Raw genomic sequence first — 19,412 nt, 5'->3', positions numbered from 1 at the left:
GACCAGCGTCGGCCGGGAGATCAGCCATGCAATCGCGTTCCGGAGACGACGCCGCGATCTACTCCGCGGCCTCGAGACCACGCCGGATCGGCTGGTCGGCCGAAATCACCGCCCCATCGATCCGCCGTGCGATCGTCAGCTTGCGATCGTGATAGGCCTCGAGCTCGGGACGATGACCGACGCTGATGATGGTGGCTTGCGGCAGCTCGCGCGCGATCACCGCCATCATTTCGGCCTGCCCCTGCACATGAAGCGCCGAGGTAGCCTCATCCAACGCAATGATATCGGGACGATGCAACAACAATCGCGCGATCGAAACGCGCTGCTTCTCGCCTTCGGACAAGGTGCGGTCCCAAGCCGCGGCTTGATCGAGCCGGCTCTCGAACTGCCCCAGCCCCGCCAGGGCGAGCGCCCTCGATACGGCTGCGCGGTCAATGCTTGCTTCCGGCAGCGGATAAGTAACGGCGCCGCGCAGCGTACCGAACGGCACGTAAGGCCGCTGCGGTACCACTTGGACACGCTGACCGCGGGCGAGCGTCACGCTGCCCTTGCCCCAAGGCCAGCAGCCGGCAATCGCGCGAACCAGCGAACTCTTGCCGCTGCCGGATTCTCCTGCGATCAGCACGCGATCGCCAGCATCGATCCTGACGGTGGCGCCGCGCACGATCGGCGCGCCATTGTCGAGCGCCACCACGAGGTCGTTCAGCTCGACGGCCGCCCTGCTGCCCTCGCGGCGCTCGATCTGCGCCACTCGGCCGTTCTCCGCGTCTTCAAGCTCGTCGATCGCAAGCATCAGCGCGCCGACGCGTCGCGCCGAAGCGGTCCAGTCGGCAAGCCGGGTGTAGTTCTCCATGAACCAGCTCAGCGCATGCTGGACGATGGTGAAGGCGGACGCGACCTGCATGATGGCGCCCAGCGACATGCTGCCGTCGAAATAACGCGGCGTGCACAACAGCACCGGTACCACGCCGCAAAGCTGGGCACTGCCCTGCTGCACGATCACGGCGCGCATGTGCTGCACCATCAGATCGCGCCAGCGCGCGACCACAGTGCCAAAGCCCTGGTCGAGCCGCCCGGCCTCGGCCGTGGCGCCGCCTAGAAGTGCGATACTCTCGGCATTCTCGCGCACGCGGGTCAGGGCGTAGCGGTATTCGGCCTCGGCCTGGTTCTTCTGTTCGGTGAGCGGAATGAACCGAAACGCCACCGCCAGCATCGAGCCGTTCACGATGCATGCATACAGCACCGCCGCGATGACGAGAAAACCGGGAATGAAGACAGCATGGCCCTGGACCTCGAGCCGGAGCGCGCCGCCGACATTCCAGAGCACCACGATGAACGTCGCGGCCGACAACACCGAGGTGACAAAGCCGGAGACGAAGTCGACCGGCATCTCGGTGGCAACACGCAGATCATCGTTGATGCGATGCTCCGGGTTCTTGTGATCCCCCCCTGTCAGTTCAAGCTTGTAGAAGCGGCTGTGGGCGAGCCAGCGTTGCACGAGATGCGCATTCAGCCATGCGCGCCAGGTGCGCTGCATGGTCATCCGCACCCACATCGCGAAGACGCAAAGGGCGAGATAGAGTCCGACCAGGAGAGGAAAGATGAACGCCTGGTGCAATGCGACCGCGGCATCCTTTGCACCGAGCGCGTCATAAAAATGCCGGTTCCACAAATTCAGGCTGTAGGTGATGCCGAGGCTGATCAGCACCACGGCCGTCATGCTGACCGTGACGAGCCAGGCAATGCCAGAGCCGCGGCCGACCCAGTATCCCCCCGCACGCCGACAAAACCGTCGCAACCGTGACGGAGCCTTTGCCGTCACCGGCCTTCGCACACTACCGACGTTGACCACGGACCCCCCTTGCCTGAATGGAGCCACGAGCGCTGCAACGTACGATAAGCGTGTAAGTTCCTGGAGGGAAGTGGCGCCCGGCTGGGCTAGTCGCGCGCCGTTACGGCCGAAGGGTCAACATCATTGTCGATAAGCCCGCGGTGCTGCCGGCGGACCAGCGAGGCGTAATAGGCGTTCTGCCGCATCAATTCGCCATGAGTTCCGCTTTCGGCGATGCGGCCCTCCTTCAGCACGATGATGCGGTCGGCGTTGACGACCGTCGACAGCCGGTGAGCAATCACGAAGGTGGTGCGTGCGGCCACGAGTTGCTCGATCGCGGTCTGCACCGCCTCCTCGGATTCTGCGTCGAGCGCCGAGGTTGCCTCATCCAGGATCAGGATCGGAGGATTCTTCAGGAGTGCACGCGCGATCGTGATCCGCTGGCGTTCCCCCACCGAGAGCAGACCGCCGCGCTCGCCGACGCGCGTCTCGTAACCTTCCGGCAGGCGCATGATGAAATCATGCGCGTGAGCGGCCTTTGCCGCGGCTTCGATCTCGGTATCGGTCGCCTCCGGCCGGCCATAGGCGATGTTGGCTTTGAGGCTGTCGTTGAACAGCAGCGGGTCCTGGAGCACGACGCCGATCTGCCGGCGCAGCGAGCTTTGCTTGACCTGGCGCAAGTCTTGGCCATCGATCGTGATCCTGCCCTCCAGCGGATCGTAGAAGCGCATCAACAGGGCCATCAGCGTCGTCTTGCCGGAGCCGCTGGGCCCGACGATGGCGATCGTCTCGCCGGGCGAGGCATGCAGCGTCAGGCCGTCGAGCAGCGGCCGCTGCGGCTGCTCGTAGCGGAAATGCACGTTGTCGAAGCTGACTTCGCCCTTGACCTCGGCAAGGTCGATGGCGCCCGGGCTATCGCCGAGATGCTCTTGGACGTTGAGAATGCCGAATATCTCGTCGAGCGAGACCGAGGCCTTGCGCAAATTCGAATAGACGCCGCTCAAGCCCTGCACAGGGCCGAACAGTCCGCCGACATAGCCGAGGAACGCCACCACGGTGCCGACCGTGATCTCGCCCTGCACGACGAAATAGGCGCCGAGTCCCAAGCCGCCGAGCCGCGCGAGTGCCACCACGAGATTGCTTGCCGAGGCATAGCCGGCGTCGACTGCAACGCCCTGAATCACAACCTTGTTGGCGGCGGCGACGTCACGCAGGAAGCGTGACTTCTCCGCGTCTTCCATGGCAAAACTGCGTACGATGATGATGCCCGAAAGCACTTCGTTGAATCGGGAATAGATCTTGGCCCAGCGATCCAGCAAGGTTCGCTCGCGCTGGACTTGCTCGGCCCCGGCAAAGGCGGCGATGAAGGCCGGCAGCGGCGCGAAGACGAGCACGACCAGCGCGAGGCGCCATTCCAGCCGCAGCATGATAACGATGGCAATCACGAGAAAGATCAGCGCGGGCAGGACGCTGAACAGGATCAGCGTGACGGCCGAAGTAAAGCCCTGAATGCTGCGGTCGAGCCGGGTCATGATCGCGCCGATGCCTTCACTGCGCTGGATCCGGAGTGGCATGCGGTGCAGCTTGCCGATGGTTGCCTCCAGCAGCGCATATTGCAAACCGATCCGCGTGCGCCACGTCAGCCAATTGGCAATGCCATCCATGGCTTCTCGGCCGACGGCGAAGGCAAGCAGGAGCAGGATACCCGTGAGGATCACGCCCGGCATTTGCAGATCAGTGAGCTGGTCGAACACCCATTTGAGCACCAGCGGCTCAAAGGCATTGATGCAGGCGACCGTGAGTACCAGCGCGATGATCAGCATGATCGCATGCCGCTGCGGCAGGGCAAACCGCACGGCCGCATGCAGGCGCCGAAGCTGCCCCAGCGTTCCGGGCACATTCAGTTCTGGATTTGGCTTCGTCATGCTCGCGAGCGGCATGGCCGGCACGTAGAATGATTTTCGATGCAAGGGAAGATGGAACTCACCGCTATCGACGAAAGCCTCCAGCTGGTCGTCCGCGCGTCCCGGATGATGACGCGACGCCTGCCCGTGACCGGCTTGTAGCGGGTGCTGCCGCTCAGAAACTCCGCTGCATGCGGCCACACTGCCATTGATCAAGTCTTTAAAATTGGCCTTTCGCGGCATAGATTGGTGCTGTTTCGCGGCCGCGCCCGAACCAGCGTTATTGTCCAGGAGAACTCATGCCCGCCCTGACCGAATGGAGAGTGCCGCCGGCCAATCAGCCGCGTGCGGGCGACTACGGCTTCGATCTCGACCGTGCGCTCGCCTCCGTGGTCGGCCTGCACGCCATCATCCCGCCGGACGCCTTCAGTGCCGAGACGCTGGGCACCGAACGCGCCGGCAACGGCGTCGTGATCGATGACGGCTTGGTGCTCACCATCGGCTATCTCATCACCGAGGCGGAATCAGTATGGCTGCATCTCGGCGAGGGGCGCGTAGTTGAGGGGCATGTGCTGGGCTTCGATTCCGTCACCGGCTTCGGCCTGGTGCAGGCGCTCGGCCGCCTCGACATCGAGCCGTTGCCGCTCGGCTCGTCGGCGGAGATCCAAATCGGCGATCGCGTCGTGCTCGGCGGGGCCGGCGGGCGGACGCGATCGGTCGCCAGCCAGATCGTAGCCAAGCAGGAGTTCGCCGGCACCTGGGAATATCTGCTCGACGAGGCCTTGTTCACCCACCCAGCCCATCCGAATTGGGGCGGCACCGGATTGATCAACGCGCGCGGCGAGCTGATCGGCATCGGGTCGCTCCAGCTCGAACGTGAGCGCGGCGGCAAGGCCGAGCACGTCAACATGATCGTACCGATCGACCTGTTGAAGCCGATCCTCGAGGATCTGCGCAGGTTCGGCCGCGTCAACAAGCCGGCGCGACCTTGGCTCGGACTGTATTCGACCGAGATCGACAATCGCGTGGTGGTGATCGGGACCTCTGCGAACGGCCCCGCCGCCCGGGCCGAGCTCAAGACCGACGACGTCATCCTGGCGGTGGACGGCGAGAAAGTCACGAGCCAGACGGCTTTTTACAAGAAGATGTGGGGGCTCGGCCCCGCCGGCGTCGACGTGCCGCTCACCGTGTATCATGAGGGCGTCACCTTCAATGTCACTGTGACGTCGACCGACCGCTTCAAGCTGTTGAAGGCGCCGAAGCTGCACTGACTCCAGGCAGAGGAAGCGGCAATGACCGAGGCCGTGGTCGATGACATCGTGGCCGTGCTGCCGCCATTGCTCAATGCGCTGGAAGCGCTCGGCTTCTTCGCCCGCCACCTGCATCCTGCGGCGTTCGCTTCCGCGATCGGCGCGCCGGACGAGGCGCTGCAAGCGGCACGCGGGGCGATCGGGGAGTGGCCGGAGCAGTTTGCCGTGTTGCGCAACCGGCTCGATCGCGCCTGCAACGAAACACTCGCCGCCTTTGCCGGCATCCGCGAGGTCGAGCGTGGCAATGGCGACCTGGTCGCGGTTTTCCGCGCGCTACGCCATGTGCCCCGCGCGCAGGAAGCGCTGTATCCGCTATCGACCCAGTTTCCGCCGGTGAGCAACTTCTTTCTCAACGCCGCCAATCGCGGCAATGAAGGCTTGCTGGCGCGGCTGGAGACGGGTGCAAGCGAACACACGGGCATCTTCCACGATCACAACGAGCCCGGCAGCCGCGGCGGGTTCTCGGTTTACGTGCCCGAATATTACAGGCCCGAACGCGCCTGGCCTTTGGTGATGGCGCTGCATGGCGGCAGTGGCAACGGCCGCGGCTTTCTGTGGAGCTGGCTACGCGACGCTCGCAGTTCAGGCGCGATCCTGGTGACACCCACTGCGACCGGCCAGACCTGGGCGCTGATGGGCGACGATAGCGACACGCCCAATCTCGTGCGTATCCTGGAGATCGTGCGCAGCCGCTGGACCATCGATGCTTCGCGCATGCTGCTGACCGGCATGAGCGACGGCGGCACCTTCAGCTACGTCAGCGGCCTCGACGGCGCGTCGCCATTCACGCATGTTGCGCCGGTGTCGGCGACCTTTCATCCGCTGATGGCGGAAATGGCCGACGCCAGGCGCCTGCAGGGCCTGCCGATCTTCATCACCCACGGCAAGCTCGACTGGATGTTTCCGGTCCAGACCGCGCGCCAGACCCAGGCAACGCTCTCGGCCGCCGGCGCCGAGGTCACCTATCGCGAAATCGACGATCTCAGCCACACCTATCCGCGCGAAATCAACGCGGAGCTGCTGCAATGGCTGAATGGTGGCTTGGCGGCATCATAACAGGCCCTGCTTGAGAGCCACATCAGGCAACGCGCTCACGCGATCTCGGGCCTGCCGCAGGATCTGACGATCGATCGCGCTGAGACTGCGAAGATCGCCATCCTCGAAGAAGCCGAGCGCACGCAGCACCTGCGCAGGCTCCCCACCGAACATTCCTTTAAACGCCGCCAGCCCCCGTGGCAACGAGCCACCGGCGGAGATCATCTCGGCGATATCGCGATAGTCCTTGGCCTCGGCACGGTCGAGCGTTGCCTTGAGCTTGGTTGCCAGCAAATCTTCGAGCGACGCTACGAACATCGTTCCATCGGCAGTCTGCATCGGGTCATCGACACGACCAAACCCAATGCGTCCAAAGAAAGAAACCTTCACCGGGCCTGACGGCATCCTGGCCGAAACGACCAACGTATTCGGTGCATCTTGAAGGATCGCAGCGCCTTTGACGAAGCCGAATTGCGCTCGGACTTCGTCCTTATCCAGCGGAGCGGAGCAAAAGAAGTCGAAATCGAGCGACTCTCGATGTCCAAGTCGAAGCGCGACGGCTGTTCCGCCGTACAGGACAAATTGCAGGTCGGCCGAGGGAGCGAGGCACGGCCAGATTTCGCGCTGAGCGGCAGGCAGGATCGAGAGTTTTGGCTCAAGGCGTCGCTGCATCGAAAGCCCTTCGCGGCGCCGTTTCAGGGATTGCGACACCGATAGCGAATGACAGACGCCCCCGCCAAAACTCCCAGGAGCGATCGCTGAACCAGCCTGGCTCGGCCTGAAGCATGACTTGCGCCAGGCGCACCGCCCCTATCGTTGCTTCCAGTTGGAGGGTGTCGTCATAGGTTGCGAGATTCATGATCTGGGCAATGACGCGATCCTCGGTGAAAGGCTGCCGATCGTTGGGCTGCCACCACAGATATTTCCGGCCGAGTTCGTCGATCAGGCGTTTGGAGGCGTTGACTGTCATCGGTCTGAATATAGCGAATCTGTCCCGCCTAATCCATGATCACAGGACCGATCCGGTCTGAATTTGCCTCGCGCGACTAGGTTACAGCTATCCCTTGCGCCCACGACCAACGGAACTGTCGTCCGCGGCCGACGTTATCCGCCCGTCACCGGGAGGTTCGTCATGCAGACTTTTTTCGGAATGATTTTGGGCGCGCTGCTGCTCGGCTGCGGCGTCTACGTCTATGACTCCATGCAGACGTCCTCGGTTGCCAATGGCGAGGTTGCCACCGCCAATCGCACCATCGTGAACTGGGATGTGGCGAAGGCCGATTGGGACGCATTGCGCGATCGCGCCCACAAGGACTGGGTCCGGATTTCGTCGAAGTAATCTGCCCGGCAATGCAATGAACAAAGCGCCGTCGCGATCCGCGGTGGCGTCTTTGTGTTGGCTGCGCTCAATGCTTCTCGTGCGTCAGTTCATCTTGGCCTTGCGGGCATCGGCGATGACTTGCTCGAATTCGGCCATGCTGAGCACACCGGGCACGCGATATTTGCCTACGATGAAGGACGGAGTGCCGCGGAAGCCGAAGGCTTCGGCCTGCTCGTTGTTGCGCTTGAGGACGGCATCGATATCCCCGGCGCGCGCGTTGAGATCATTCTTGAGACGGTCCATGTCGACGCCCGCGGCCGCAAGCAGCTCGTTGATGCGCGGCTCGGTCAAGCGCGAGCTCACGGCCATCATGGCATCATGGGCCTGATGGTACTTGTCCTGGAATTTTGCCGCGAGCGCGATCCGCGCGGCCGTGACCGACACCGGACCGAGGATCGGCCAGTCCTTCATCACCAGCCGCACCTTGCCGTCGTCCTGGATGACCTGGCGCAGCTCGGGCTCGAGCTTGCGGCAATACGGGCAGTTGTAGTCGGACCATTCGACGATGCTGATATTGCCGGCGGGATTGCCCGCGACGGGAACGTCGGGATCGCGCAGCACCCTGGTTTCGGTCAGCACCTCGTCATCGGTGGCCGCGCGCGCGAAGGACATCCCACCGGCCGCCAGTGCGCCGGCCCCGATCAGGGTCAGCGCCGCGCGCCGCGTCGGGCCAAAACCTCTATTCCTGAATCCAGTCATATCTTGTCCCGTTTCGGTCCCATCGCCACCAATACGGCTCAGGACCGGGAATTGTTACGATCATATAGAGTGTCGCGGCCGCGATGTCATCGCACCAGCAGCGTCACCGCAATCGGCACCAGGAACGAGGTGACCAAGGCGTTCAGGCTCATGGCGATGCCGGAGAACACGCCGGCGATCTCGTCCACCTGGAAGGCGCGGGCCGTGCCTATGCCGTGGGCGGCAAGGCCGGCGGAAAAGCCGCGGGCGCGGAAATCGGTGATGCCGGTGCGGTTCATCAGCGGCGTCACGATGATTGCTCCCATGATGCCGGTGAGGATGACCGAGACCGCAGTCAGCGAGGGATCGGCGTGCCGGGATTCGCTGATGCCCATGGCGACCCCGGCCGTGACCGATTTCGGCGCAAGCGACAGCACCACCTCGCGCGGCAGCCCGGCGAGTTCAGCCAGCAGCACGACCGACACCACCGCCGTGGCGGAGCCCGCGACCAGCGCCACCAGCATCGGCACGATGGAGGAGACGACGCGCCTGCGGTTCTCATAGAGCGGCACGGCAAGCGCCACGGTGGCGGGCCCGAGCAGGAAGTGCACGAACTGCGCGCCGGCGAAATAGGTGGTGTAGGACGTCCCGGTCGCGAGCAGGAACGCGCCGATGATCCACATTGCATGCAGCACCGGATTGGCGAGCGGATGCCGCTGCGTCGCCAGCGACACCGCGTCCGTGGTCGCATAGACCAGGAGCGTCACCGTCAGCCAGAGCAGCGGCGATTGCGAAAGATAGACCCAGAGCGAGAACGGATTGTCCGTCATCGCGCGTCCTGCTGCCGCAGCAGGCGACTGACCAGGCGAAACGTCAGCACCGTCGCAAGCAGCGTGACGACCACCGAGAGCGCGAGCACCAGGATGATCGCGATGCCGTGGGATGCGAGCAGATCGAGCTTCTGCACCACGCCGACCCCGGCGGGCACGAACAGGAGCGACAGGTGGGCCAGCAGGCCCTTGCTAGCGGTCTCCACCGCATCGTTTCGCAGCGGTCCGCGCGCGAGCAGCGAAAACCGGTCGCGGGCGAGCAGCAAGATCAGGAGCAAGAGCAGGCCGAGGACAGGTCCCGGCAGCGGCAGGCCGAGACCGCGGGCGACGGCCTCGCCAATCAATTGGCAGAGCAGGATGAGACTGAGACTCGCAAGCATGACGCATCAAGGGATGCACCGGCAGGCTTGTCAATCGCCGCGCCCTGCGGATGCGGTCGCGGGCGTGGATGCGGCACGGCTGAAGCACGTCGCCGAAGTTTATCGGGCCAACGGGCTGGCAGCGGGAGGCCGACGCACGGGCCTTCCTGTCCTACTGCTTTATCTTCGGCCAGAGCCTGTTGTTCGTCGAGCGCGGCCCGCGCAAGCGCTCTCAGCTCGTGGCGAAATCGGCCGAGAAACTATTGGGCTAAGCGAAATGGCCGGAGCTTTGCTCCGGCCACCGCATCCCATCGAAGCCTCAGGCTGCGCCCTTCAGCTTCTTGTTGCATTCGCTGTAGTAGCCGCCGCCCTTCTCGATCCACTTCAGGCCGGCATTGCCATTGGTCGTCTTGTTGGCATTGTACTGGTCGACGCAGGTGTGCAGGCGCGCCTTGCCGGCGCTTTCCTTGGCATATTTGGGATCAACCGCGTTCGGGAAGATCGCGTTGCCCACCGGCATGGTCGTCGCCGGGGCAGCTGCGGGGGCCGCCTCCTTTTTCGCAGCCGCCTTCGGCTCGGCGGGAGCCGCAGGCGCAGCCGGGGCAGCTGCCGTCGGCGCAGCGGCCGGCGTTGCGTCGGCACCGCACTGGGCCTTGCGGAAGTCATTCCACTTCATGGTGCCGAGCGAGCCGTCCTTCTTGGCGGCCTGATATTTCGCGCTACACTCCTGCGAGGTCAGGGCCTGCGCCGGTGCGGTTGCCACCAACGCCGCAAATCCCGACACCGCAACCGCACACAACAATTTCGTTCGAACCGTCATCCTTGGTCTCCCTCAGGGAAGCAAAACGAGGATTGCTATCCTAGCGTGTCGGGAGCTTCCGACAAGGAAGCGATGACGTTCGGGGCCAAAATATAGTCGTCCTGCCGTTCAGCTCATTCATGTCGCGTTCAGCAACGCGGGCCGACGTTCCCGTCCCTCCGCAATTCTCTCAAGAAGAGTGCATCATATGACCCTCGCCTCCCGCCTCGCTGTCGTCGCGATTGCCTCCCTGTTCGCAACCGGCACCGCTTTTGCCCAGACCGCCGCGCCGGCTGCCAAGGCCGACGCCAAAACCACAACTGCCGCCCCCATGGACAAGAAGGCGCCGAAGGAGCACTCGGCCGAGTCGCTGGAATGCTCCAAGCAGGCCGACGCCAAGGGCCTGCACGGCAAGGAGCGCAAGAAATTCCGCTCCGAATGCATGAAGGAAGCCAAGGCCGGGACCACTGCTGCGCCCGCGGCCGACAAGAAGTAAATCCGTCACAATAGTCCCGCTCTTTTGGCGAGAGGCGCGCGCATTGCGGCATGAGCTGGCCGCAATTGTGCGCCTCTCGCTGATTTGCAATAAGGTGGTGTGAAGCAAATCACCGCCTCCCTGCCATTCGAATTGCCGAGCCGTGCCAAGCTGTTGCGCACCGCGGAGACGCTTGCCATCGGCGCCGCCGGCGGCCTGGCGTTCGTGGCGGCCGGCCTGCCGGGCGGCTTGATCTCTGGATCGATGATCGCGGTCGGCATAGCCGCGATCGCCGGACGCCAGCTCGCGCTGCCGCCGCTCCTGACCCAGACCGTACTGGTGCTGCTCGGCATTTTGCTGGGCTCCGTCGTCTCGCGGCATCTGATCCAGCAGGTCAGCGCCTATCCGCTGACCATCGGACTATTGGCACTCGCGACCTTCTGCTCGACCTTCGGCTCGAGCTATTACCTCCAGCGCGTCCACGGCTGGGACCGCACCTCGGCCTTCCTCGCCGGCAGTCCCGGCGCGCTGTCCCAGATCACGATCTTGGCGGTCGAGCGCGGCGCCGACCTGCCGGGCATCGCGGTGGTGCAGACCATGCGCGTGATCATCCTCACCGCGGCGCTGCCGATGGTGCTGGCGATCGCAGGGGTCGCGCCGTCCGTCGCGCCGTCGCTGACGACCGCGATCGCCTCGCCGCTCGAGCTTCTGGAGCTGGTCGCCGCCTCGCTGGCAGCATCGCTGCTGTTGCGGTTGATCAAATTCCCGGCGAGCTGGATGTTCGGCGCGATGATCGGCTCCAGCGTGCTGCACGGCGCAGGCTGGGTCGAAGGCGGCCTGCCGAACTGGGTGCGCGGCGTCGCGCTGGTCGGTATCGGTGCGCTGATCGGCAGCCGTTTTGCCCGGATGCGGATCAAGACGCTGGCCGGCCATATCAACGCGGCGCTGGGCTCGTTCGCGGTAGCGATCGCGGTCTCCGCCGTCTTTGTCGGCATCGCGGCACTCGCGACACAGGTGAAATTCTCCGACGTCGTCGTCGCCTTCGCACCGGGCGCGATGGACGCCATGCTTGCGCTGGCGCTGACGCTGCACATCGACCCCATCTTCGTCGGCGCCCATCACCTCTCGCGATTCGTATTCGTCACGATCGCGACGCCCGGCATCGTGCACCTGTTCGGCCGCACGCAGGACGACGTTGACGATTAGCTGGCTTCGCCGCTCGTCCGTCCCTTCAACGCCGCCAGCTCCGCTTCCAGTTCCGCAATGCGCTGATCCCGTGCCGCCAGCGCCGCCGCGACATCGGCGGCGTCGAATTTCTGCGGAATGTGCTGCGGGCAGTTGGTGTCCCAAGCAGCGATCTTGAACACGATCACCTGCTCGGGCCGCGCGCGATAGCCCTTCGGCATCAGGGACTGCATCAATGCGTCGTCGTGCTCGAGCACCCGCGCTTCACCCCAGATCTTCACCCGGCGGCGATGGGCGTAATCCATGATGAAGATGTAGGCCTTGGGATTTTCGGAGACATTGCCCTGGCTGATGAATTGCTGGTTGCCGGCATAGTCCGCAAAGGCGAGCGTCTGCTTGTCGAGCACCTTGAGGAAACCCTTCGGGCCGCCGCGGTGCTGGATGTAGGGTTGGCCGTCCGCCGAGGCCGTGGCGAAATAGAAGCTGTTGGCATCGGCCAGGAACCCAGCCAATTTCTCGTCGATTTCGGTGCGCCAGCCGTGCTGCTCGGCACGGGCATAGGCCTCGCGCGAGCCCTTGCGGGTCTGTATCTCCTTCACCGCGGGCGTGAAGGCCACGTCGCTGGCATAGATACGGGCTGCAATTGTCATTGGAGCATCTCCTGGAGGTCCGGCGCAGGTCTGCGTCTTTCCTCGCCTAAAATGGACCTTCCAACGGCGAGAACAATCATCCCTCTTGACACTTCATCGTTGCGGAATATGCAATAATCCTCATGGACCGCCTTGAAGCCATGCATGTCTTCGTGACCGTCGCCGATCTGCGCGGCTTTGCGCCGGCGGCACGCAAGCTGCGGCTATCGCCTTCGGCAGTGACGCGGCTGATCGCAGCGTTAGAGGAGCATCTCGGCGCGCGGCTATTGCAGCGGACCACGCGACAGGTGACCCTGACCGACGTCGGCACGCGCTATCTGGAACGCGCCCGGCGCATTCTTGCCGATGTCGAGGAGGCCGACGGCTCGGCCCGCGCTGAACGCAATCGGCCGAGCGGGCGGCTGGTGGTGTCGGCGCCGGTCGGCTTCGGCCGGCTCCATGTCGGACCTGTCATGATCGCCTATCTCAAGCGCTACCCGGAGGTCGCCTGCGAATTGCGGCTGTCGGACCACCTCGTCAACCTGGTGGAAGATGCCGTCGACGCCGCGGTGCGGATCGGCCATCTCGCCGATTCCTCGCTGGTGGCGCGCCAGGTCGGCGAGATGCGGCGGATCGTGGTGGCCGCGCCCGGCTATCTCAAGCGCCACGGCGAGCCGAAGACGCCGGAGGCCCTCCTGGAGCACCAGACCATCCTGTTCGGGCCTTCGACCGCGTGGCGCTTCCTGCGCGACGGCCGCGACATCGAGATCGCGCCGACTCCGCGCTTCATCAGCAACAGTGCCGACGCCGCCCTGCAATATGCCGAGGCCGGCGGCGGCGTGACGCGGGTGCTGGCCTATCAGGCCGCCGAAGGCTTGAGGCGCGGACGCCTGAAAATCGTGCTGGCGAAATACGAGCAGCCGGCGCTGCCGATCCACATCGTCTACCCGACCTCGCGCCTGCTCTCGGCCAAGGTGCGCGCGTTCATCGATCTCGTGGTCGAGACGGCGGACTGGCGGTTTGGGTGACAACTATCCTTTCTTCGGCACCACCCGGAACGTGCCGCTGGCCCGCGCGATCAGGGTGTCGTCGGCCCTGACCAGGCACTGCGCGAAGCAAATCGTGCTGCCGGTCTTGATGGCCTCGCCTTCGACCGCGAGCCATTGGCCGATCTCGGCAGCTCCGACATAGTCGACGGACAGCGAGATCGTCACCAACGACGTGGTCCAGCCCGTCGCCTGTGCGCAGCTGTAGCCCATGGCGGCGTCGGCCAGCGCCGCGATCAGGCCGCCATGGATCAACCCGCGCGCATTGGTGTGCGGTTTGGCCAGGCGCAGACCGATGCTCACCGCCTTGTCGGTCTTCTTCGAATAGAGCGGCTCCCAGGGATCGGTGAGAGGAGCCTTGCGGAAATGTGGCTCGAAGCCAGCGGGGATGTCGGTGCTGGTCATGTGTTGCTCGCGTTAGTGGCTGCGGCCATTGAACGCGACGGACGTGACAAATGCACCACCTACAAAGTTTTAAACGGAATTTGCGCGGGTGTTTGAAACGGCTCTCGTCGTCGCGAGCGCAAGTCCCGTAGGGTGGGCAAAGGCGCATCGCGCCGTGCCCACCGTCTCTCCGCAAATACGAAAGTGGTGGGCACGCTTCGCTTTGCCCACCCTACGGGACCTTTCGCGGGGCATGACAGCCAGCGTCAAAACGGCAGCCCGACATAATTCTCCGACAGCGACGTCATCGCCGCCTGCGACTGCGTGACGTAGTCGAGCTCGGCGAGCTGGATGCGGGCGCCGATGGTGCCGGTGTCGGGGAATTTGTGCAGCATCGAGGTCATCCACCAGGAGAAGCGCACCGCCTTCCACACCCGCGCCAGCGCCTTCGCCGAATAGCCATCGATGCCGGCGCACGACTTCTCCTCGTAGAATTCGCGAATAGCGCTCGCGAGGTAATGCGCATCGCTCGCCGCAAGGTTCAGTCCCTTGGCACCGGTCGGCGGCACGATGTGGGCGGCATCGCCGCACAAGAACATCTTGCCGAAGCGCATCGGCTCGGCGACGAAGCTGCGCAAGGGTGCGATGCTCTTCTCGATCGAGGGCCCGGTGACGAGATTGTCGGCCGCCTCCTGGTCGAGCCGGCGCTTCAATTCGTCCCAGAAGCGCTCGTCCGGCCACTGATCGACATGATCGTCGAGCGAGCACTGCACGTAATGCCGGCTGCGCTTCGTCGAGCGCATGGTGCAGAGCGCAAAGCCGCGGGCGTGGTTGGAATAGATCAGCTCATGGCTGACCGGCGGCGTATCGGACAAGATGCCGAGCCAGCCGAACGGATAGATCCGTTCGAATTCCTCGATCGACGATGCCGGAACGCTGGCGCGGCTGACGCCATGAAAACCGTCGCAGCCGGCGATGAAGTCGCAATCGAGCTCGTGGGTGACGCCGTCCTTGACCCAGGTTACGCGGGGGTGACCGCCGTCGAAATCGTGCGGCTGCACATCCTTGGCCTCGTAGATCGTCGTGAGGCCGGCCGCCTTGCGTGCATTCATGAGATCGAACGTGACCTCGGTCTGGCCATAGATCATGACCGTCTTGCCGGTCGCACCTTTCATGTCGATGCGATGACGATGGCCGGAAAAGGCGAGCTCTATACCCTCATGAAGCAGGCCTTCGGCATGCGCGCGTCGACCTGCGCCCACTTGATCGAGCAATGCGACGGTTCCTTCCTCGAGAAGGCCGGCGCGGATGCGCCCGAGCACATAATCCGGGCTCTGCCGCTCAAGAATGAAGTTATCGATGCCGGAGGCATGCAGCAGCTGCCCGAGCAACAATCCTGCCGGCCCGGCCCCGATGATTGCGACTTTTGTCCGCAATACGCGCTCCTCCCGATCTTGTAGGGTGCGGCGCGGACGCGCTTGTCGCGCCGGTCCGCCCACGATAATTATAACATATAACGGTTTTGGCAAAAGGGAGGTTGCTCGCCGAGCCGGGACAAATCCATGCAACGTCGCTGACGTAGACGACGAGCCAGTTCCGGCTTGAACACGCCAGCCAATTAGATAACATGTTAATTAATGAGACCGGGCCATCGAAGCCCGCCGTCGCAAAGAGGGAGAGACGCGTGATGAGGAAAGCCTGTCTGGCTTTGCTGCTGGCAGCAAGCGTGAACCCTGCGTTCGCGCAGGACAAGACCGTCGACCTGAAGGTCTCGCACTGGGTGCCGGCGTCGCATCCGCTGCAAAAGTCACTGGAAGACTGGGTGGCCGCGGTGAACAAGGATTCGGGCGGCACCATCACGGGCAAGGTGTTTCCGGCCCAGCAGCTCGGCAAGGCGTTCGACCATTACGACATGGCGCGCGATGGCATCGCCGACGTCACCTACGTCAATCCCGGCTACCAGCCCGGCCGCTTCCCGATCATCGGCGCCGGCGAATTGCCGTTCCTGATCTCCGATGCCAAGGGCGGCTCGATGGGACTGGACGCCTGGTATCGCAAATATGCCGAGAAGGAGATGAAGGACGTCAAGTATTGTCTCGCTTTCGTCCACTCCCCCTCCTCCTTTCACTCCCGCACCAAGAAGATCGTGATGCCGGAAGACGTGAAAGGCCTGAAGGTTCGTCCCGCTCACGCCACCATGGCGAATTTCGTCACCTCGCTCGGCGGCACCAATGTGCAGTCCTCCGCGCCCGAAGTGCGCGACATCATCGAGCGCGGCGTCGCCGACGCCGTCACCTTTCCCTGGGGTTCGCTGGTGCTGTTCGGCATCGACAAGGTCACCAAACACGACATGGACGCGCCGCTCTACACCACGACCTTCGTGTTCGTGATGAACAAGGACAGGTACAATGCGATGTCCGACAAGCAAAAGGCCGCGATCGACAAGAACTGCACGACCGAGATGGCCGGCGTGGTCGGCGAGCATTGGGGCAAGTTCGAGGATGCCGGCATCGACAAGGTGAAGGCGGAAGAAGGCCATGAGGTCTACAAGCTGACGCCGGAGCAAACCGCCGCTTGGAAGAAAGCCGCCGAGCCGCTGGTCAAGACCTGGTCCGACGGCGCCAGGAAGGCCGGCGCCGATCCGGACGCGGCGCTGGCCGATCTGAAGGCGTCGCTGAAGAAGTACAACGCGCTGGCGGAGTGACGCCGAGCTGCGACCGCGAACTCGCTGCGCCTCTCCCGCTTGCGGGGGAGGTCGGCGCGAAGCGCCGGGTGGGGGCTCTCTCCTCTAGGAGATTGTCTCCTTATGGAGACACCCTCTCCCCAGCCCTCCCCCGCAAGCGGGGGAGGGAGCGCACCTCATTCGCGGGCGCACCTCGAACTCGTTGGAAGGATCTTCCATGAAGCGCGTCTGGATGGATCGCTTTATCGATGCGATCGAATGGATCGCGGCCGGCTTCGTCGGCATCGTCGCGCTCGACATCTTCCTGTCGGTGCTGCTGCGTAATACGCTGAACTATTCGATCCCCGACAGCTTCGACATCGGCCGCATGCTGCTCGGCATCCTCATTTTCTGGGGCATCGCCGCGACCTCGTATCGCGGTACGCACATCACGGTCGACCTGGTCTGGGGCAATGTCGGACCGCGCTATCAGCGCTGGATCGACGTGTTCGCGACCCTGGTGCTGCTGTTCGTCGTGACCGTGCAGACCTGGACGTTGTTCGACAAGGTGCGCGGCACCTACAACGACAACGTCCAGACCTTCGACATGCACATGCCGACATGGCCGTTCTTCGCGATCGCCTGGATCGGCGACGTCTCCGCGGTGCTGCTGATCGCGATCCGCACTTACCGGCTGATCTTCCATCCCGAAGAGATGCTCGACCCCAAGCTGAAGGCGACGGAGTAATCATGAGCACCGATGCCGTCGCCGTTCTCGGCTTCGTTTCCCTATTTGTCCTGATGCTGCTGCGCGTGCCCGTCGGCATGGCGATGGGGCTCGTCGGCGTCTCCGGATTCACCTATCTGGTCGGCGCCACACCGGCGTTGAAGCTGGTCGGCCAGACCTCGATGCGCACGGTCACCGACTACACCTTCGGCGTGATCCCGATGTTCTTGCTGATGGGCTCCTTCGTCAGCAATTCCGGCATGAGCCGCGAGCTGTTCCGCGCCGCCAACGGCTTCGTCGGGCATTTCCGCGGCGGGCTCGGCATCGCCACTGTCGGCGCCTGCGGCGGCTTTGCCGCAATCTGCGGCTCGTCGGTGGCAACCGCCGCGACCTTCTCCGCGGTTGCTTATCCCGAGATGCGCCGCTTCGGTTATCCGCAGTCGTTCGCCACCGGCGTGATCGCGGCGGGAGGCACGCTGGGTGCGATGCTGCCGCCCTCCACCGTGCTTGCGGTCTACGGCATCATCACCGAGCAGGACATCGGCAAGCTCTTCATCGCCGGCATCATCCCCGGTCTGCTGGCGATGACCATGTACATGATCACGATCTTCCTGATCGGCTATCTCCGGCCCGACTTCCTGCCCAAGGGCAAGGTGCTGCCGTGGCGCGAGCGCCTTGCCGGGTTGAAGGAGATCTGGGCGCCGGTGCTGCTGTTCGTCTTCGTGATCGGCGGCCTCTACGGCCTGCCGTTCCTGCCGCGCTTCACGCCGACGGAGGCCGGCGGCGTCGGCGCCACCGGCGCCTTCATCATCGGGGTGGCCACAGGCCGGCTCGACCGCGAGAAGGTTTTTGCATCGCTGCTCCAGGCAACGCGCACCGCGGCCGCGGTGTTCACCGTGCTGATCGGCGCGTTGATCTTCGGTTACTTCCTGACGGTGACGCAGACGCCGCAGAAGGTGACGGAATTCCTGACCGGCCTCGGCCTCGGTCCCTACGGCGTGCTGGCGCTGATCATGGTGATGTATCTGGTGCTCGGCTGCCTGATGGACGCGATGGCGATGATCATCCTCACGGTGCCGATCATCTTCCCCGTGATCACGCATCTTGGCTTTGACCCGATCTGGTTTGGCGTCATCATCGTGATGACGGTCGAGCTCGGCCTGATCCATCCGCCGGTCGGCATGAATGTCTTTGTCATCAAGAGCGTGGTGAAGGACGTCTCGTTCTCCACCATCTTCAAGGGCGTGATCCCGTTCGTGGCAACGGACCTGGTGCGATTGGTGATCCTGATCGCCTTCCCGCTGCTGGCGACATGGCTGCCAACGCGGATGATGGCGCATTGAGAATGCAATGGCTGCTACGCGACGCACTGTCGTCCCCTCTCCCCTTGTGGGAGAGGGTGGCTCGCCGCGCAGCGGCGAGACGGGTGAGGGGTCTCTCTCCGCGGACTCGCTCGTCGACAGAGACCCCTCATCCGGCGCTTCGCGCCACCTTCTCCCACAAGGGGAGAAGGAAGGGCGCCGGTGCTAGCTCGACAGATAGGAGGTGAAGCGATGACCACACCGACGCTTGAGACCAAATACGTCTTCACCGTCACCGCAAAAATCGGCGAGGTCGTCACCGCCGGCGAGACCGGCATCGGCGTTCGCCGGATCATTCCGATCATCGGCGGCGAGGTGAAAGGCGCGATCATCGGAAAAGTGCTGCCGTTCGGCGCCGACTTTCAGACCATCCGCCCCAACGAGCTGATCGATCTCGAGGCGAGATACGCCTTTGAGACCGACGACGGTGCGACTGTATATGTCGAGAACAAAGGCATCCGCTTCGGCCCGGTCGACCTGCTGCAAAAGCTGAAGCGCGGCGAGCCGGTGGACCCGAAGCTGATTTATTTCCGCACCGTGCCGAAGTTCGAGACGGGGCATGAGAAGTATCGCTGGCTGATGGAGCACATCTTCGTTGCCTCCGCCGCCCGGCACGCGGATCGCGTGGTGATTGACGTGCACCAGGTGATGTGACGCGGCTGCCACCTCGTCATTGCGAGCGAAGCGAAGCAATCCAGAGCCCCTCCGCAGAAAGATTCTGGATTTGCTTCGCTGGGCTCGCAATGACGGAGGATGTGGCGACTACCGCGCATCACAACGCGCTCCTGCCCTGACCACCGGCGCAGGGGCCAGCCG

At 64.0% G+C, this 19,412-nt stretch carries 21 protein-coding genes and 1 pseudogene; 11 read left to right on the top strand and 11 right to left on the bottom strand.

Annotation, left to right across the window (positions count from 1 at the left end; translation table 11 throughout):
* Positions 1–58: 58 nt before the first annotated feature.
* On the bottom strand, positions 59–1,822 hold the full coding sequence (locus AC0L2O_RS14465; protein ID WP_473370189.1) for an ABC transporter ATP-binding protein/permease: 1,764 nt from the start codon (positions 1,820–1,822) through the stop codon (positions 59–61).
* A 116-nt stretch (positions 1,823–1,938) separates the two neighbouring features.
* The gene (locus tag AC0L2O_RS14460) at positions 1,939–3,801 is read right to left on the bottom strand and encodes an ABC transporter ATP-binding protein (protein WP_473370188.1); all 1,863 of its coding nucleotides are present in this window, start codon (positions 3,799–3,801) and stop codon (positions 1,939–1,941) included.
* A 233-nt stretch (positions 3,802–4,034) separates the two neighbouring features.
* Here AC0L2O_RS14460 and AC0L2O_RS14455 point away from each other — a divergent pair, with 233 nt between their 5' ends.
* Positions 4,035–5,006, top strand: coding sequence for a S1C family serine protease (locus tag AC0L2O_RS14455; protein ID WP_369720748.1), 972 nt, complete (start codon positions 4,035–4,037; stop codon positions 5,004–5,006).
* Positions 5,007–5,027: 21 nt separating this feature from the next.
* The gene (locus AC0L2O_RS14450) at positions 5,028–6,101 is read left to right on the top strand and encodes a carboxylesterase family protein (protein ID WP_473370187.1); all 1,074 of its coding nucleotides are present in this window, start codon (positions 5,028–5,030) and stop codon (positions 6,099–6,101) included.
* On the opposite strand, the gene AC0L2O_RS14445 is transcribed toward AC0L2O_RS14450, so the two are convergent.
* Both AC0L2O_RS14445 and AC0L2O_RS14440 read right to left on the bottom strand, forming a co-directional pair.
* Positions 6,096–6,752, bottom strand: a complete 657-nt coding sequence (locus tag AC0L2O_RS14445; protein WP_369720746.1) for a nucleotidyl transferase AbiEii/AbiGii toxin family protein — start codon at positions 6,750–6,752, stop codon at positions 6,096–6,098. The genes AC0L2O_RS14450 and AC0L2O_RS14445 overlap by 6 nt on opposite strands.
* On the bottom strand, positions 6,736–7,050 hold the full coding sequence (locus AC0L2O_RS14440; RefSeq protein ID WP_369720745.1) for a hypothetical protein: 315 nt from the start codon (positions 7,048–7,050) through the stop codon (positions 6,736–6,738). The genes AC0L2O_RS14445 and AC0L2O_RS14440 overlap by 17 nt, the downstream gene beginning before the upstream one ends.
* Before the next feature lie 162 nt (positions 7,051–7,212).
* Here AC0L2O_RS14440 and AC0L2O_RS14435 point away from each other — a divergent pair, with 162 nt between their 5' ends.
* Positions 7,213–7,419, top strand: coding sequence for a hypothetical protein (locus AC0L2O_RS14435; RefSeq protein ID WP_148751656.1), 207 nt, complete (start codon positions 7,213–7,215; stop codon positions 7,417–7,419).
* 84 nt (positions 7,420–7,503) lie between these two features.
* Here the strand turns inward: AC0L2O_RS14435 and AC0L2O_RS14430 are convergent, their stop codons facing one another.
* The 3 genes from AC0L2O_RS14430 to AC0L2O_RS14420 all read right to left on the bottom strand — a co-directional run bounded on the left by AC0L2O_RS14430 (position 7,504) and on the right by AC0L2O_RS14420 (position 9,349).
* Entirely contained in the window at positions 7,504–8,160 is a 657-nt protein-coding gene (locus AC0L2O_RS14430; RefSeq protein ID WP_473370186.1) for a DsbA family protein, read from the bottom strand.
* Positions 8,161–8,246: 86 nt separating this feature from the next.
* Positions 8,247–8,969 carry an LrgB family protein gene (locus AC0L2O_RS14425; RefSeq protein ID WP_473370185.1) on the bottom strand — a complete coding sequence of 241 codons (723 nt, stop codon included), beginning with the start codon at positions 8,967–8,969 and terminating at the stop codon, positions 8,247–8,249.
* Entirely contained in the window at positions 8,966–9,349 is a 384-nt protein-coding gene (locus AC0L2O_RS14420; protein ID WP_473370184.1) for a CidA/LrgA family protein, read from the bottom strand. The genes AC0L2O_RS14425 and AC0L2O_RS14420 overlap by 4 nt, the downstream gene beginning before the upstream one ends.
* Before the next feature lie 46 nt (positions 9,350–9,395).
* Here AC0L2O_RS14420 and AC0L2O_RS14415 point away from each other — a divergent pair.
* Positions 9,396–9,600 (top strand): annotated as a pseudogene (locus AC0L2O_RS14415) (TetR/AcrR family transcriptional regulator); the annotation flags it as partial.
* A gap of 47 nt (positions 9,601–9,647) precedes the next feature.
* Here AC0L2O_RS14415 and AC0L2O_RS14410 read toward each other — a convergent pair.
* Positions 9,648–10,148 carry a hypothetical protein gene (locus AC0L2O_RS14410; RefSeq protein WP_473370183.1) on the bottom strand — a complete coding sequence of 167 codons (501 nt, stop codon included), beginning with the start codon at positions 10,146–10,148 and terminating at the stop codon, positions 9,648–9,650.
* A gap of 187 nt (positions 10,149–10,335) precedes the next feature.
* Between AC0L2O_RS14410 and AC0L2O_RS14405 the strand changes: the two genes are divergently transcribed.
* Both AC0L2O_RS14405 and AC0L2O_RS14400 read left to right on the top strand, forming a co-directional pair.
* Entirely contained in the window at positions 10,336–10,623 is a 288-nt protein-coding gene (locus tag AC0L2O_RS14405) for a PsiF family protein (RefSeq protein ID WP_369720741.1), read from the top strand.
* Between the two features lie 99 nt (positions 10,624–10,722).
* Positions 10,723–11,808 (top strand): AbrB family transcriptional regulator, encoded by a 1,086-nt coding sequence (locus tag AC0L2O_RS14400; RefSeq protein ID WP_473370182.1) that lies wholly within the window; start codon positions 10,723–10,725, stop codon positions 11,806–11,808.
* Here the strand turns inward: AC0L2O_RS14400 and AC0L2O_RS14395 are convergent.
* Positions 11,805–12,437: a pyridoxamine 5'-phosphate oxidase family protein gene (locus AC0L2O_RS14395; protein ID WP_473370181.1), complete on the bottom strand. Its 633-nt coding sequence runs from the start codon at positions 12,435–12,437 to the stop codon at positions 11,805–11,807. The two genes, AC0L2O_RS14400 and AC0L2O_RS14395, sit on opposite strands and share 4 nt — an antisense overlap.
* A 122-nt stretch (positions 12,438–12,559) precedes the next feature.
* Here AC0L2O_RS14395 and AC0L2O_RS14390 point away from each other — a divergent pair, with 122 nt between their 5' ends.
* On the top strand, positions 12,560–13,444 hold the full coding sequence (locus AC0L2O_RS14390; protein WP_473370180.1) for a LysR family transcriptional regulator: 885 nt from the start codon (positions 12,560–12,562) through the stop codon (positions 13,442–13,444).
* Between the two features lie 3 nt (positions 13,445–13,447).
* Here AC0L2O_RS14390 and AC0L2O_RS14385 read toward each other — a convergent pair whose 3' ends face one another.
* Together AC0L2O_RS14385 and pobA are read right to left on the bottom strand one after the other, a co-directional pair.
* Positions 13,448–13,867: a PaaI family thioesterase gene (locus AC0L2O_RS14385; RefSeq protein ID WP_369720737.1), complete on the bottom strand. Its 420-nt coding sequence runs from the start codon at positions 13,865–13,867 to the stop codon at positions 13,448–13,450.
* Between the two features lie 245 nt (positions 13,868–14,112).
* Positions 14,113–15,282 carry a 4-hydroxybenzoate 3-monooxygenase gene (gene pobA / locus AC0L2O_RS14380; protein WP_473370179.1) on the bottom strand — a complete coding sequence of 390 codons (1,170 nt, stop codon included), beginning with the start codon at positions 15,280–15,282 and terminating at the stop codon, positions 14,113–14,115.
* Positions 15,283–15,533: 251 nt separating this feature from the next.
* On the opposite strand from pobA, the gene AC0L2O_RS14375 reads away from it, so the two are divergent.
* From AC0L2O_RS14375 to AC0L2O_RS14360, 4 genes are all read left to right on the top strand, one after another.
* Complete coding sequence (locus AC0L2O_RS14375; RefSeq protein ID WP_473370178.1) at positions 15,534–16,550, top strand: TRAP transporter substrate-binding protein; 1,017 nt, start codon at positions 15,534–15,536, stop codon at positions 16,548–16,550.
* Between the two features lie 196 nt (positions 16,551–16,746).
* Entirely contained in the window at positions 16,747–17,256 is a 510-nt protein-coding gene (locus AC0L2O_RS14370; protein ID WP_369720734.1) for a TRAP transporter small permease, read from the top strand.
* Positions 17,257–17,258: 2 nt separating this feature from the next.
* On the top strand, positions 17,259–18,578 hold the full coding sequence (locus AC0L2O_RS14365) for a TRAP transporter large permease (protein ID WP_473370177.1): 1,320 nt from the start codon (positions 17,259–17,261) through the stop codon (positions 18,576–18,578).
* Between the two features lie 210 nt (positions 18,579–18,788).
* Entirely contained in the window at positions 18,789–19,250 is a 462-nt protein-coding gene (locus tag AC0L2O_RS14360) for a DUF3237 domain-containing protein (RefSeq protein ID WP_473370176.1), read from the top strand.
* Positions 19,251–19,412: the final 162 nt, after the last annotated feature.

The sequence above is a fragment of the Bradyrhizobium sp. Kon10 genome (assembly GCF_055807395.1).
This window is presented reverse-complemented; position numbering and strand designations above follow the sequence as displayed.